The sequence below is a fragment of the Serratia sp. CY76391 genome, assembly GCF_052166695.1.
Lineage (GTDB): Bacteria > Pseudomonadota > Gammaproteobacteria > Enterobacterales > Enterobacteriaceae > Serratia > Serratia nematodiphila.
The window spans coordinates 603,138-618,278 of sequence record NZ_JBJNOJ010000001.1 but is presented as its reverse complement, the minus strand read 5'-3'; the positions used below and the strand labels follow the sequence as shown (position 1 = coordinate 618,278).

Annotated in this window: 11 protein-coding genes; 4 read left to right on the top strand and 7 right to left on the bottom strand. The window is 57.4% G+C overall.

All coding sequences use genetic code 11. The annotated features are described in order from the left end of the window. Positions 1 to 31: 31 nt before the first annotated feature. The 4 genes from ACJ8PN_RS03220 to ACJ8PN_RS03205 form a co-directional block, all read right to left on the bottom strand. Positions 32 to 1,072: a fimbrial protein gene (locus tag ACJ8PN_RS03220; RefSeq protein WP_048322570.1), complete on the bottom strand. Its 1,041-nt coding sequence runs from the start codon at positions 1,070 to 1,072 to the stop codon at positions 32 to 34. Positions 1,073 to 1,083: 11 nt separating this feature from the next. Continuing rightward, entirely contained in the window at positions 1,084 to 3,699 is a 2,616-nt protein-coding gene (locus ACJ8PN_RS03215) for a fimbria/pilus outer membrane usher protein (protein WP_033633736.1), read from the bottom strand. 27 nt (positions 3,700 to 3,726) lie between these two features. Then, on the bottom strand, positions 3,727 to 4,410 hold the full coding sequence (locus ACJ8PN_RS03210; protein ID WP_351106473.1) for a fimbrial biogenesis chaperone: 684 nt from the start codon (positions 4,408 to 4,410) through the stop codon (positions 3,727 to 3,729). Between the two features lie 66 nt (positions 4,411 to 4,476). Beyond that, positions 4,477 to 5,004 carry a fimbrial protein gene (locus tag ACJ8PN_RS03205; protein WP_004939088.1) on the bottom strand — a complete coding sequence of 176 codons (528 nt, stop codon included), beginning with the start codon at positions 5,002 to 5,004 and terminating at the stop codon, positions 4,477 to 4,479. Positions 5,005 to 5,518: 514 nt separating this feature from the next. Here ACJ8PN_RS03205 and ACJ8PN_RS03200 point away from each other — a divergent pair. The 3 genes from ACJ8PN_RS03200 (at position 5,519) to ACJ8PN_RS03190 (ending at position 8,656) form a co-directional block, all read left to right on the top strand. Beyond that, the gene (locus ACJ8PN_RS03200; RefSeq protein ID WP_004939091.1) at positions 5,519 to 6,235 is read left to right on the top strand and encodes an EAL domain-containing protein; all 717 of its coding nucleotides are present in this window, start codon (positions 5,519 to 5,521) and stop codon (positions 6,233 to 6,235) included. A 21-nt stretch (positions 6,236 to 6,256) separates the two neighbouring features. Then, positions 6,257 to 6,847, top strand: coding sequence for a LuxR family transcriptional regulator (locus ACJ8PN_RS03195; RefSeq protein WP_004939094.1), 591 nt, complete (start codon positions 6,257 to 6,259; stop codon positions 6,845 to 6,847). A 183-nt stretch (positions 6,848 to 7,030) separates the two neighbouring features. Then, the gene (locus tag ACJ8PN_RS03190) at positions 7,031 to 8,656 is read left to right on the top strand and encodes an FMN-binding glutamate synthase family protein (RefSeq protein WP_015377182.1); all 1,626 of its coding nucleotides are present in this window, start codon (positions 7,031 to 7,033) and stop codon (positions 8,654 to 8,656) included. A gap of 85 nt (positions 8,657 to 8,741) precedes the next feature. Here the strand turns inward: ACJ8PN_RS03190 and betA are convergent, their stop codons facing one another. The 3 genes from betA to betI all read right to left on the bottom strand — a co-directional run bounded on the left by betA (position 8,742) and on the right by betI (position 12,691). Further along, positions 8,742 to 10,466, bottom strand: coding sequence for a choline dehydrogenase (gene betA, locus ACJ8PN_RS03185; RefSeq protein ID WP_442534604.1), 1,725 nt, complete (start codon positions 10,464 to 10,466; stop codon positions 8,742 to 8,744). A 135-nt stretch (positions 10,467 to 10,601) separates the two neighbouring features. Continuing rightward, complete coding sequence (betB, locus tag ACJ8PN_RS03180) at positions 10,602 to 12,074, bottom strand: betaine-aldehyde dehydrogenase (RefSeq protein ID WP_437189140.1); 1,473 nt, start codon at positions 12,072 to 12,074, stop codon at positions 10,602 to 10,604. Between the two features lie 14 nt (positions 12,075 to 12,088). Continuing rightward, complete coding sequence (betI, locus tag ACJ8PN_RS03175; protein ID WP_004939107.1) at positions 12,089 to 12,691, bottom strand: transcriptional regulator BetI; 603 nt, start codon at positions 12,689 to 12,691, stop codon at positions 12,089 to 12,091. 400 nt (positions 12,692 to 13,091) lie between these two features. Between betI and ACJ8PN_RS03170 the strand changes: the two genes are divergently transcribed. Further along, the gene (locus ACJ8PN_RS03170; RefSeq protein WP_004939112.1) at positions 13,092 to 15,131 is read left to right on the top strand and encodes a choline transporter; all 2,040 of its coding nucleotides are present in this window, start codon (positions 13,092 to 13,094) and stop codon (positions 15,129 to 15,131) included. The last annotated feature ends 10 nt before the right edge of the window (positions 15,132 to 15,141 follow it).

Sequence of the window (15,141 nt, the reverse complement as noted above, 5' to 3'; positions counted from 1 at the left end):
TGAACCCTTTCTCTATTGACGAGACACCGAATTATTTAAAGGTGACGTCAATATTCGCCGATGCGCTGAACGGCCCCACTTTCGGGTTGGTGCTCAACCATTTCAGGCTGGCCATAAAGTTCTTTTCAACGATGGTGCCGTTGACCAGGCCCAGATCGACCGGGCTGTTCATCATGATCGGCGTATTTGGCGTCGCCGCCTGCGAGATCAAAATACCGAAGCCGCTGTCGCTGGTCGGCAGGATCACGCTGTTATCCTGCAGCGGATAAGTGCTGCTGAAGCTGGCCTGCAGCGTCTCCCCCTGGCAGTCCTGTCCGGTCGTCGGATCGGACATATTGGCGGCAACCGAGAATGGCACCTGTTTCTCGATTTTGCCCACCACCGCATTCTGACGCGGGATAGTGCCGAAATTCACCGTCGAACCGTTGTTGGCCACCACGGTGATTTTCGGGTTGCAGGAAATAAACTGAATATTGCCCAGCCCGGAAATGTAGGCGTTAAAGTTGCTGTTCGGACGGCTGTTCAAGCCGCCGACGCCATCAACCTGGAACACCGAGTACGAGTTGTTATCGTTGATCTTGCCGCCGGCCGGCGGCGCCTTGCCGGTCGCTTTGATATAGACAGCATACGACACGGTAACCGTCAGCGGTCTGGCCGGAGACAGGCAGCGGCTGCCCGAACGACGGCATTCCGTGCCGGGCCCCACGTCCTGGCGTGCGCCCTTAGTCGGTTTAACATCGATCCCCTGATAAGTGACACCCACTTCGATCGAGTTATGGATCTGACTCATGCGAGCCTGAGGATCCCAATATAAGTAGGCGTTTTCACCTTGCGGCATACCATCCGTATCCGAGCACTGAAAAACGGAAGTAAAGGTCTGCGAACGCCACAGCAACGCGCCCGGCGCGGTATTGGCGGTCGACACCTTGATGGCTTTATCCAGCACGATATCCTGGCGAATGCTGCCGTTCTGCTTACACGACAGCGCATAGCTGCTCTGCGAAAACGCGCCCAGCGTGACCAGCAGCCCAGCCGCCAACCCGAGATTCTTATGCTTTAACAAAGAAGACATATCCTTTCCTTTTACGGTTTTCCGCAGGTCAGCGAAAGTTCCTGATAACCCATCAACTGTTCGGTCGCCGCTTTCAATTCCGGCACCACCAGTGAGCAGCTTTCGCCCGCGTCGTTGCCCCATTTCACCAGCAGACGATCCCCTGCGGAGGCACCTGAGATATAAATATCGCCGTTGGTACCGACAGTACCGTTGTTCTTGCCGTCCGCACTGAAGACGTTGGCGCCAATCGGCGGTACGCTGCCGTCGGCCATCTTGCTGTGTACCAACAGGCTTTGGCCCGTGTGCGTTTCAAACTTCACGCGGGTGATTGCGCCGTAAGTCGGCACCACGTCTCTTGCCGCCATCGGGATATCCAGGCCGTTGCCGATATCTTCGGTGCGCAGCGCCACACGGTTATGGCGGTATGGCGACGCAGAGGTCATCACCGCGTAACCGAAGCGGTCGATGGCGACGCCCGGTTGGTTTTCGATACGAACGCCCTTGGCGTCTTTGGCTTCCACCAGCACAAACGTATTCTGCAGCGGCTGGGTCAACGTCACGCCGCCGGAGTGTGCAACGATACCGCCCGCCACGCCCAACGAAGACTGCTGATAATCTTTGCTGTAGCTATAACCGGCATTGATGGTCCCCATGCTGCCCTGATAACCGACGTTGGCCGAGCTGGTTTGGCCCGAATAACGATCATGGCCGCTTTGCACCGCATAGTTCAAGCGGTTGTCATCCAGCGCGGTGCCGCTCAGGCCGGCGCTGTAGGTGTTGCCGCTCTGCTTGCTGTGGCCGGCGTTGAAGCTGGCGGTCATGTCCGACGAATCCTTGCTGAAGAAGCTGAACGGAATCGATACGGTCAGATTGACGCTGCGGTCTTTATAGCCGTAGTTGCTGCGGCTGTCCTGATAAAAGACGCCATAGCTGATATTTTTATAGCTGCTGTTAAAACCGGTTTGTACGGTGCGGTCTTCGCCGGATCCGCCCCAGTAAGACTGGTTGCTGAGGTTGGCGTACAGCGTCGAATTACCGGCGATGCGCTGGTTGACAGACAGCTCAACGCGCTGGCGTTTGTTGTTGAAACGGCTGGTGTAATAGCTGCGGCGGCGAGATTCCGCCCAGTCCGGCACGCCCAGGTTACGATCGTTTTGATCGTAGTAATCGTTACGGTAATAACCGTTCTCATAGCGTTCGCGCTCGGCAACCGCATCGGAGAAATCATAATAACCGGAGGTCGAGTAACGGTAACCGGCAATGCGGAATTCCGTCCCCCAATCGTTGAGCGACTTGGAATACAGGAAACGGAAACTCTCCCCCTGCTTGTCATCGCCGTTCACCAGGTTGGTGTCGGAATAGGACATATCAAAAGAGACAGCCCCCCAGTTCCCCAGGTTTTTACCGAGGCCCACGACCGCTGAACGGTAGTTTTCCGCCACCAGCACGCCACCGTAAGGCGTGATGTCATACGCCATACCGTGCGACAAGGTGCCTTGGACAAACTTGGGCTGATAGCGGCTGGTGCCGTCGTGGTATTTACCGGCGGTCAGCTGATAGTTCCAAATCCCTTCGCGCAGCATGTTCGGCACCGAGGAGAACGGCACGACGAAAGAGGTTCTCGAACCGTTGGCTTCGATCACCGTCACGTCCAGGTTACCGCTCAGGGTGCTTGGGAAAATGTCCGTCAGTGCAAACGGCCCTGGCGGCACGTTGGTGCTGTAAATGGTATAGCCGTTCTGACGCACTTCAACGCGCGCATTGGTCGTCGCCACACCGCGCACCACCGGCGCATAGCCGCGCTGGCTTTCCGGCAGCATGTCGTCGGCGCTGGACATCTGCACACCGCGGAACTGAATGCTGTCGAACACATTGTTATTGGTGTTGGTCTGGCCGATCACCAGACGGCTGCGCAGAGAAACGATGTCCGTTTCCGCCCAGCTGGAAATGTTCTTCCAATGCGTACCGGCGCCCGACTGTTGGTTCAACGTCGAGTTGTTGCGCAGGCGCCAATCGCCAATATTGAGGCCATTGTTAAGGCTCAGGAAGTAATAGTCGGAAGTCTTGTCGTTCTGGTTGTTGCCGTAGCGGTTATGAGTGCCGCTAAAGTTATAGTTAACAAAGCCGGCATTGATGCCGCGATCGTAAACTTTCGGCGAAATGGCACCTTGCGGGCGCGGGATCAGAAACACCTGCGGCACTTCCAGATCCATACGCTGTACGGCGGCGTCATAGCTCAGCTTGGCGCCGGAGATCTGTTGTGGCAATGCGTAGCATTGCGCGGCACCGGCGGTGGTCAGATCGCCGGGCAGCTTTACGCCGTAATCCTGATAGTCCGCGGCCGTCAGGCACGGCGCTACCGGAGAGTCTTTGGATTCTTTCTTGAACTCGATTTCGCGGTGATCGATACGCTGCCCGTTGAGATAAATATCAAACGGATATTTACCCGGCAGAATGTCATCCCCGCTGGCCAACGACGCCACCTGGGCGATATTGTCATCGCCATGGATGAAGGAGGTGTTGAACTGCTCCTCCGCCATGGCCATATGTGAGAATGAAAAAGGCACAGCAGAAAAATAAATTACACCATTAATCAGCTTCACCAAACGTTTTGGCGCGAGGGTTGTTATTCTTTTGTGTGCCATTTCTTTCATTCCTTGAAGTGCTTCAAATCAATTCAGTGCGACGTTTTTAATCTCGGTGTGACCGCCATAGTCGTTGATATAGGTAAACGACATATTGTTGGCTGATTGCGCCCCCTGAGGCAGGGAAATACGCAGGCTGTCGTGTGGCTTGACCATGTCGGCGTTCACTTTCCAGTTCTTGCCGCCGCTCTTCAGGTTCAACACGCCCAGCGTGACGAACAGCGGGCCATCGTTAGTCACGACTAAATTGCCGCCCTGGCGCTTCCACTTCAGCGCTTCCGCCTGCTGTTGCAGGTTGGTTTTCAACGAATCCGGGCGATAGAACAGTTTGATACGAGTACGGATCGCCACCTGCAGCACGTTATCTTGCTTAGGCGTTGGCGGAATTTCCTGTACGTTGACCCAGAGCAGAGATTCTCTGTCCTGCGGCAAACCGCTGCCGGAATAGATAAAACGCAAAATGGCGTCTTTCTTGGCAGCCAGCTTCAAAATGGGTGGCGTCACCACGATCGGCAAATTCTTAGGCATCTGGCTTGCATCGCCAGTATCCAGCCAGGTTTGCACCATGTAGGTATCGTCGCTGTCATTGCTGATTGAGAGCGATGCGGATTTACTTGCGCTGTTATAGATGACACGCGTCGCATCAACCTGAATGCCGGCAAAGGCATTAACAGAGAATGCGAATAAAATACCAGTCAGAATTTTTTTCATCGGAATGTCTCAACTCTCAAAATTTAGCCATCCTTGGCCAATAACTCTATCTATCCTGCCAGCGAATTATTTGTATTCGATGGTGAAGGTAGCGTTAGAGTTTGCCTGACCGGCAGTTACCAGATCCTGGAAGGATTTGTAACGAGCGCGCAGGTTGAAAGTCGCAGCACCTGGGTTATCGCCATCAGCAGCAACAGTTACGGTAGCTGGGGTAGCCACTTCCTGAGAGATTGGCAGAGTAGAACCGTTGTTATCCAGAATTTCAACGCCAACGCCAGTCGCGCCGCCAGTTACAGCCAACAGCTCTGGGTGGCCAGCTGGGGTGTTACCGTCGAAACGCAGGGTGTAGTTACCCGCTTCACATTTCTCCAGGCTGATATCGAAAGCTTTAGCACCGCTGGTAGAACCGGCAGTTGGGAAAGCGGTGGTAGGATATTTACCCAGGTAAACTTCTTTATTCTGGTCTTTATCAACAACTTTACAGGTGGACTGTACAATTTCACCGGTGAATTTAACGTTGCCGTTTGCTGCCATTGCGTTGGAAGCAGTTGCAGACAATACCAGGGCAGCCAAAGGCAATAATACTTTTTTCATTTCCAGCTCCATAGAACAATAAAATAATCGATTCAGTGGCGGGCTTATATATATATTGCCGCCACTGAGCATACACTCAGCGATAGCACTCCCTTGCTGAAAAGGAGCGTTGCCTCGATGAACTCATTGCCGGACGAAATATAGACTAAGCATATTCTTAATGTTAAATCGTTTAAAACATTCATAAGCCCCCTCTTGATAGGAATAAACTATCGGCGGATACCTATCGATCGATGTTGACGATTCATATGAATAGGAATAATCTGTGTTTGGGAAAGCTGCAGAGTTCAAGATTTTGCGTTAAGGCCTGAAAATCAGAATATTATCCCGAATATTTACATTTAGTAACAGATTGCGACGTTTGGACTTTGGCACGAATTACGCGTTTAATGGTCTGTCGACACGTTTCGGCCATCCTGACGCTTTAAATAAGAAATTTACCAATAAACCTGGAGTAACTTTCTTTTTAATCATTTAAAATCAACAAGTTAAATATCAATCCAAGGATTGGGAAATGAGCGGTTCTTTCAGAGAGAAAAATAACGGCATTAATTATGTTTTTCAGCCAATGTTCGCGAAATCGGGACAATTGCTGGCCGTTGAATGTCTGTCTCGCTTTACGTTTAATAGCGAATATGCCCATTTTTCTCCTGAACAGTTCTTTCGTCACGCCGACAGCGCCACCCGGATTGAGATTTTGATGGATCAGATCAATCTGATCGATAAATACAAACACTGGTTTCATGAAAACCAAGTGATAGCCACTTTGAATGTTGACGATTATTCCCTGCAATCGCTGGCGAATAGTCACTTTGCCGAAAGAATTAATGCCCTGCGCTGTATTCATTTTGAGATCAGCGAGAATTCAACACGGCTGGTGAAAGATCGCGTGCACGGCGATCCGTCATTGAATAGTTATTCATTTTGGCTCGATGATTTTGGTTCTGGCTATGCGGGTTTTTCCGCGTTGTACAACAGCCAGTTCCGCTTCGTTAAGCTCGATCGTTTTCTGCTCTGGGACTTTATGAAAAAGTCCGGCGGCGAGGGCTTGATGCGCGCATTACTGCGCTTCTTTTACCTTAATCATTACAAGGTAATTATCGAAGGAGTTGAAACTCCCGAACACAAGAAATGGCTGGATGAAATGCCATATTACGCACTGCAGGGAAAGCTGTGGAAGGAATCCAGCATCAAGGATTTGAACTCGCTTCTTACAGCTGAATACTTTTAACTCGGTATTGGTGTTTGCCCTATGTCTAAAAACAACGTTCTTGTGATTAGTGAGTGTAAGTACAGCTATGTTGGCCTGTCGGTGCTGCTGAAGAAACATTACGGCGCCTACGATATCCGCCTGTTTTCCGATTTCATGCACGGCGGCGCTAAAGCAGAGAAGATCACCAAGCACGATATCGCGCTGATTTTCACCTCGCAAAACCTTGAACAGAGCGTCAACGTGATCGAAAGCCTGGTGTCCCTGCACCAGCAATACAACAGCAAGACGCGCCTGCTGGTGTTCTATGACGACGAGCGCGTCGTGAAACTGCTGTCGATCCTGGGGATTTCCGTTGAATTGGTCTCTACCCGCATTCCGCTTTATTCGCTGCAGGAAAAAATCCAGCGGCTGCTGGAAAGCAAAGAACCGGGCGGCATCAGAGTGCAGAAAACCCGCGAGCTTAGCCCGGCGGAAAGCGATGTGATCTTCAACCTGCTGCGCGGCGACAGCCTGCTGCACATTGCGGAAAAGCGCGGCACGCACCCGAAAACCATCTTCTCGCAAAAATACAGCGCGATGAAAAAGCTGCGGCTGCGCAGCATGAGCACCATCTTCGTCGCCGGCAAATAAACATCTTGGCTTGTTGCGCGGCACGCCGCGCGGCAACCCCTCCCTTCCGCCAGGTTAAATTAATGTAACAACCGGCGACAAAGCAGCAACAGACACACAACATCCTCTCCTGTTGGTTACGATTTGCACACGGATTATCCGTGAGTCATGTCGTGTGGATTAAAATAAACATCAGGAGATGTTATGAAGTCGTCCTTATTCAGCCGCTATACCTGCTTTGTGCTGAGCATCTTGCTCACCCTGGTTTTCTTGATCATGATGCACAACCATCCGTGGTTCTGGCTGCCGGCCCTGGCCTGCGGTTGCCTGATGGTGCTGGGTATCTACGATCTCACGCAGCAGCGCCACGCCATTTGCCGCAACTACCCGATCATCGGCCGCCTGCGCTTCTTCTTCGAGTTCATCCGTCCGGAACTGCGCCAGTATTTCCTCGAGCAGGATAATGAAGAGATCCCGTTTTCGCGCACCCAGCGCACGCTGGTGTATCGCCGGGCGAAAAACGAGATGGGTGACAAACCGTTCGGCACCCTGCTGGACGTCTACCAAACCGGCTATGAGTGCATCGGCCACTCCATGCGGCCGGTGGAAGCCGCCGACCCAACCAGTTTCCGCATCACCATCGGCGGCGCCGACTGCCGCCAGCCCTACTCCGCGTCGATCTTCAACATTTCGGCCATGAGCTTCGGCGCGCTCTCCGCCAACGCCATCCGCGCGCTCAACCTCGGCGCGGCCAAGGGTAACTTCTACCACGACACCGGTGAGGGCAGCATCAGCCGCTATCACCGCGAAAACAACGGCGACCTGGTGTGGGAGCTGGGCAGCGGCTATTTCGGCTGCCGCACCGCCGACGGCCATTTCGATCCGCGCCGCTTTGCCGAACAGGCGCAAAGCCCGCAGGTGAAAATGATTGAAATCAAACTCAGCCAGGGCGCCAAGCCGGGCCACGGCGGCATTCTGCCGGCGAAAAAGGTAGATGCGGAAATCGCCGCTACCCGCGGCGTGCCGGAAGGCGTGGATTGCATCTCGCCGGCCTCGCACAGCGCCTTCACCACCCCGCTGGAAATGATGCAGTTCATCCAACAGCTGCGCGAGCTGTCAGGCGGCAAACCGGTCGGTTTCAAGCTGTGCATCGGCCACCCGTGGGAGTTCGTCGCCATCGTCAAGGCGATGCTGCACACCCGCATCCTACCGGATTTCATCGTGGTGGACGGCAAGGAGGGCGGCACCGGTGCCGCGCCGCTCGAACTCTCCAACTATATGGGCATGCCGCTGCGCGAAGGGCTGCTGTTCGTGCATAACACGCTGGTGGGCTGCGGCCTGCGCGACCAAATCAAGATTGGCGCCAGCGGCAAGATCATCAGCGCCTTTGACATCGCCAGCGTGCTGGTGCTCGGCGCCGACTGGGTGAATTCGGCGCGCGGCTTTATGTTCGCCGTCGGCTGCATCCAGTCGCAAAGCTGCCACACCAACCACTGCCCGACCGGCGTAGCGACGCAAGATCCGCTGCGGCAAAAGGCGCTGGTGGTACCGAACAAGGCGGAACGCGTCTACCACTTCCATCAGAATACGGTGAAAGCGCTGGCGGACATGCTGGCGGCGGCCGGCGTCAGCCGCCCGGAGCAGCTGACCTCGCACCATATGCTGCGCCGCATCACGCCGACCGAGATCAAGGTATACGCCGATATCTATTATTACCTGGAGCCGGGCGCGCTGCTGCAGCCGGAGATCAAAAGCGAGTTCTACGCCCGCATGTGGCGCATGGCGACGCCCACCAGTTTCGATCAGGCGATCTCGCTGCCGGCGGCATGATGGGATAAGGGATAAAAGAGAGTTGCCCCCTCGCCTTGGGGAAGAGCATATGGAGAGGGGTTGCTTGCTACGGCGGCCCTCCCCCTCAACGGCGAGAGGGCGTGTCGGTTACTGCTTGCGCACCGGCGCATCGCCGGCGACGTAATAGTCGGCGGTGCTGCGCGGCAGCGGCGACGTAATAGTCGGCGGTGCTGCGCGGCAGCGGCGCGCGCTGGCGAATGCGATCGGCTAACTTCTCGGCGATCATGATGGTGGTGGCGTTCAGGTTGCCGGTGATGATCAGCGGCATGATTGATGCATCCACCACCCGCAATCCTTCCATGCCGTGCACCCGGCCCTGGCCGTCGACCACCGCCATCTCGTCTTCGCCCATCTTGCACGAGCAGGACGGGTGGAAGGCGGTTTCGGCGTGCTCGCGCACGAACGCGTCCAGCTGCTCGTCGGTCTGCACCTCCGGCCCTGGGCTGATCTCGCGGCCGCGGTATTCGTCCAGGGCAGGCTGCGCCATGATTTCGCGCGTGATGCGGATAGCGTCGCGGAACTCCTGCCAATCCTGTTCGGTCGACATGTAGTTGAACAGAATGCTCGGGTGCTGGCGCGGATCCTTCGACTTCACCTGCACCCGGCCGCGGCTCGGCGAACGCATCGAACCGACGTGGGCCTGGAAGCCATGCTCTTTCACCGCGTTGCTGCCGTTATAGTTAATCGCCACCGGCAGGAAGTGATACTGAATGTTCGGCCAGGCAAACTCTGCGCGGCTGCGGATGAAACCGCCGGCCTCGAACTGGTTGCTGGCGCCGACGCCGGTGCCGTTGAACAGCCATTCCGCGCCGATCTTCGGCTGATTGAACCATTGCAACGCCGGGTACAGCGACACCGGTTTCTTGCAGGCGTACTGCAGGTACATCTCCAGGTGGTCCTGCAGGTTTTCCCCTACCCCCGGCAGATCGTGCACCACGTTGATGTCCAGACTTTTCAGCAGCGCCGCCGGGCCGACGCCCGAACGCTGCAGAATTTGCGGCGAGGCGATGGCGCCGGCGCACAGCAGCACTTCGCGGCGCGCTTTGGCATGGGTCAACTGATTGCTGTCGCCCTGCAGATAGTTGACGCCCACTGCGCGCTTGCCGTCGAACACGATATGGTCGGTCAGCGCATGGGTGACGATCTTCAGGTTCGGCCGGGAACGCGCCTGATCCAGATAACCGCGGGCGGTGCTGGCGCGGCGCCCCTTAGGCGTCACGGTGCGATCCATCGGGCCGAAGCCTTCCTGCTGATAGCCGTTCAGATCGTCGGTGCGCGGATAGCCCGCCTGCACGCCGGCTTCCACCATGGCGTGGAACAGTTCGTTGTTACCGGCCTTCGGCGTGGTGACGCTCACCGGGCCCTCACCGCCGTGGTAATCGTTCGGGCCGATATCGCGCGTTTCCGCCTTGCGGAAATACGGCAGACAGTCCAGATAGGTCCAGTCTTCCAGACCCGGCGCCTTGGCCCAGTTGTCGAAATCCATCGCGTTGCCGCGAATGTAACACATGCCGTTGATCAAGGATGAACCGCCCAGCCCTTTGCCGCGGCCGCATTCCATCCGGCGGTTGTTCATGTGCGGCTCAGGATCGGTTTCATACGCCCAGTTATAGCGGCGGCCCTGCAGCGGAAACGCCAGCGCGGCCGGCATCTGGGTACGGAAATCCATCCGGTAATCCGGGCCGCCGGCTTCCAGCAGCAGGACGCTGACGTCGGCGTCTTCGGTCAATCGGGTGGCTAACACGTTGCCGGCGGAACCGGCACCGATAATGATGTAGTCAAATTCCATTCATTATCTCCTTACTTTATTGGCCTGCATGAGACGAAAACGCGAAACGCGGATCCGCAACAGGCGGTGTATTTGGCTCTCGGGGAGTGTTGGCCGCAGCCAACCCGGCTGCGGCTCGAAAGACGACGGGGATAGTTAAAATACCGAGGCGTAATCGCCCAGCTCAACCTGCACCGATTTGATCTGGGTGTAGTGCTCCAGCGTGGTCAGGCCGTTTTCGCGGCCGACGCCGGACTGCTTGTAACCGCCGACCGGCATTTCCGCCGCCGACTCGCCCCAGGTGTTGATCCAGCAAATGCCGGCTTCCAGCTGGTGGATCACGCGGTGCGCGCGGGCCAGATCGTGGGTCACCACGCCCGCGGCAAGGCCGAAGGTGGTGTCGTTGGCACGGCGCACCACTTCCTCTTCGCTCTGGTAGCTGAGAATGCTCATCACCGGCCCGAAGATCTCTTCGCGCACGATTTCCATGTCGTCGCGGCAGTCGCTGAATACCGTCGGCGCCACGTAAGCGCCCTTGCCGAATTCGCCGTGGGTGACGCGTTCGCCGCCGCACAGCAGGCGCGCGCCGCTGTTTTTGCCGCTCTCGATAAAGCGCAGCACCGATTCCATGTGCGCGAAGCTGACCAGCGGCCCGAAGTTGGTTTGCGGATCGGTCGGATCGCCGAGGCGAATGCGCTTCACGCGCTCGAGAATTTTCGCCTCAAACTGCACCTGCAGCGCCGCCGGCACAAAGACGCGGGTGCCGTTGGTACACACCTGGCCGGAACTGTAGAAGTTGGCCATCATGGCGATATCGGCGGCGCGATCCAGATCGGCGTCGTCGAAGATAATCAGCGGCGACTTGCCGCCCAGTTCCATGGTGACTTCTTTCAGCGTCGAACCCGACGCGTTGGCCATCACCTTCTTGCCGGTTTTCACCCCGCCGGTGAAAGAGACTTTGGCAATGCCCGGATGGTCGGTCAGGTATTGCCCCACTTCCGCCCCGCTGCCGGTCACCACGTTGAACACGCCGTCGGGCAGACCGGCTTCGGTGTAGATTTCCGCCAGCTTCAGCGCCGTCAGCGACGTGACTTCACTCGGTTTGAAAATCATCGCATTGCCCGCCGCCAGCGCCGGCGCGGACTTCCACAGCGCGATCTGAATCGGGTAGTTCCAGGCGCCGATGCCGGCCACCACGCCCAGCGGTTCGCGGCGGGTGTAGACGAACGAGGTATCGCGCAGCGGGATCTGTTCGCCTTCAATGGCCGGGATCAGGCCGGCGTAATACTCCAGCACGTCGGCGCCGGTGACGATGTCCACCGCGGTGGTTTCCGACATCGCTTTGCCGGTATCCAGCGTTTCCAGCGCCGCCAGCTCATCGTTGCGCTCGCGCAGAATATCCACCGCGCGACGCAGGATGCGCGAACGCGCCATCGCCGTCATCGCCGCCCACACCTTCTGCCCGCTGGCCGCGCTGGCCACCGCACGATCGACGTCTTCAGCGCCGGCGGACTGGACTTCAGCCAGAACTTCGCCGTTCGCCGGGTTAATGGCGTTGAAGGTTTTTCCAGCGCTGCTGTCTACATAGGCGCCATGAATATAGAGCTTCTGCAAGCCAAAACGGGACATAGGATCTCCTTGAGTTATCCTCCGGGCGGCGTCTGCCCCCGGAGTTGGAACGTGATGTATTCGGTCGTGAGCGCCAGCGCCTGCGCCTGATTGAACGCGGAGCCGCGCAGCGCGCTGCGCAGCCACAGCCCATCGATCAGCGCCGCCAGCCCCTTGGCCGCCAACCGCGCCTGCGGCTGCGGCATAACGCGGCGAAACTCGGCGCACAGGTTGGAATAAAGCCGGCGGCCGTTCACCTGTTGCAGCCGGTTGAGCTGCGGCTGGTGCAGGCTGCTGGCCCAAAAGGCCAGCCAGGTCTTCATCGCCGCGCTGTTGATCTGGCTGTCGTCGAAGTTGCCGGCGACGATCGCCTGCAGCCGCGCCGCCGGGCTGTTATCGGTCAGCGCCTGCAACCGCAGCTTCACCGCCTCGCCCAGGTGGCTGATCAGATAGCGCATCGTGGCTTCCAGCAGGCCGTTCTTGTCCTTGAAATAATGGCTGATGATGCCGTTGGAAACGCCGGCCCGCCGCGCGATCTGCGCGATGGTGGCGTCATGCATTCCCACTTCGTTTACCGCGGCGAGCGTGGCATCAATCAACTGCTGCCTTCTGATTGGCTGCATTCCTACCTTTGGCATATTTCGACTCTCACAAAACCGACTTCGGCCTTATCTCAGCGGGCAAATTTCACTGCCGTTTCGCCCGTGATTCAGGTCATCATGCGGACTATTAAACTTTTTTTTGATTGAACGTTCAATAAAAATTGCATATATTTTATTGCCGCCTGGTTAAAAATTTGTACTATCTGGTTGTGGAACTGGCTGATTTTTGTGAGGTAATTAACGAATCTGACCAAAATCAGTGGCTGTAAGCGGTTCCCACCGCGAAGCGCTCAGGTGCTTCGGCAACAGGCGAAAGCGGCGTTACTCAGGCCATTCCCATGGGAATGGTCGCCGCCTTCATTCGCCCGTTTTCCGGCGGCGCCAACGCGCCCCGAAATGCGGAGCGGCACGATTTTACTCAGTTCAGAGGATGACGATGACAACACGCGAAACCTCCTCCAAACCGCAGCAGGACCGCCTCAACCCTGTGGTTTTCTTCACCTCGGCGGGGCTGATCCTGGCCTTCTCGCTGATGACCATCTTTTTCACCGACTTCTCCGGGCAGTGGATCACCCGCACGCTGAATTGGGTGTCGACCACCTTCGGTTGGTACTACCTGCTGGCGGCGACGCTGTACATCGTGTTCGTGGTGTTTATCGCCGCCTCGCGCTTCGGTTCCATCAAGCTCGGGCCGGAGCAGTCCAAGCCGGAGTTCAGCCTGATGAGCTGGGCGGCGATGCTGTTCGCCGCCGGCATCGGCATCGACCTGATGTTCTTTTCGGTCGCCGAGCCGGTGACCCAGTACATGATGCCGCCGGAAGGCGACGCGCAAACGCTGGAGGCCGCGCGCCAGGCAATGGTCTGGACGCTGTTCCACTACGGCCTGACCGGCTGGTCGATGTATGCGCTGATGGGCATCGCCCTCGGCTACTTCAGCTATCGCTACAATCTGCCGCTGACCATCCGCTCGGCGCTGTACCCGATCTTCGGTAAGCGCATCAACGGCCCGATCGGCCACAGCGTGGACATCGCCGCGGTGCTCGGCACCATCTTCGGCATCGCCACCACGCTGGGCATCGGCGTGGTGCAGCTCAACTACGGCCTCAAGGTGTTGTTCGAGATCCCGGAAAACCTGACGGTGCAGGGCTCGCTGATCCTGCTGTCGGTAATCATGGCCACCATCTCGGTGACTTCGGGCGTCAACAAGGGCATCCGCATCCTGTCCGAGCTGAACGTGCTGCTGGCGCTGGGCCTGATCCTGTTCGTGCTGTTCTTCGGCGACACCGAGTTCCTGCTCAACGCGCTGGTGCTTAACGTCGGCGATTACGTCAACCGCTTTATGGGCATGACGCTCAACAGCTTCGCCTTCGATCGGCCGGTGGAGTGGATGAACAACTGGACGCTGTTCTTCTGGGCCTGGTGGGTGGCGTGGTCGCCGTTCGTCGGCCTGTTCCTGGCGCGCATCTCGCGCGGGCGCACCATTCGTCAGTTCGTGGTCGGCACGCTGATCATACCGTTCGTGTTCACCCTGCTGTGGCTGTCTATCTTCGGCAACAGCGCGCTGTACCAGATCATCCACGGCAACGCCGAGTTTGCTCAGGAAGTGATGCAGTTCCCTGAGCGCGGCTTCTACAGCCTGCTGGCGCAATACCCCGGCTTCACCTTCAGCGCCTCGGTCGCCACCATCACCGGCCTGCTGTTCTACGTCACCTCGGCGGACTCCGGCTCGCTGGTGCTGGGTAACTTCACCTCGCGCCTGGCCGACATCAATAATGATGCGCCGAACTGGCTGCGGATTTTCTGGTCGGTGGCCATCGGCCTGCTGACCATCGGCATGCTGATGACCGACGGCGTGCCGGCGCTGCAGAAAACCACGGTGATCATGGGTCTGCCGTTCAGCTTCGTGATCTTCTTCGTGATGGCCGGGCTGTATAAATCGCTGCGGGTGGAAGACTACCGCAAGGCCAGCGCGCTCAGCACCCTGGCGCCGGTGCCGGTCTCCAGCCACGACGTGCTCAACTGGAAACAGCGCCTGTCGCGGGTGATGAACTACCCGGGCACGCAGTACACGCAGAAAATGTTGGATAAGGTTTGCCGCCCGGCGATGCAGGACGTGGCGCGCGAGCTGGAGTTGCGCGGCGCGAAGGTGGAGTTCAGCGAAGTGCCGCCGACCGAGGACGAACGCCTGAATCACCTGGAGCTGCTGGTGCACCTGGGCGAGGAACAGAACTTCATCTATCAGATCTGGCCGATGCGCTACTCGGTGCCGGGCTTCACCTACCGCGCCCGCTCCGGCAAGTCGCACTACTACCGGCTGGAAACCTTCCTGATGGAAGGCACCCAGGGCAACGACCTGATGGACTACAGCAAGGAACAGGTGATTGGCGATATCCTCGACCAGTACGAGAAGCACCTGAACTTCCTGCACATTCATCGCGAAGCGCCGGGGGGCACCCTGACCTTCCCGGATATGTGACGGTCAATCA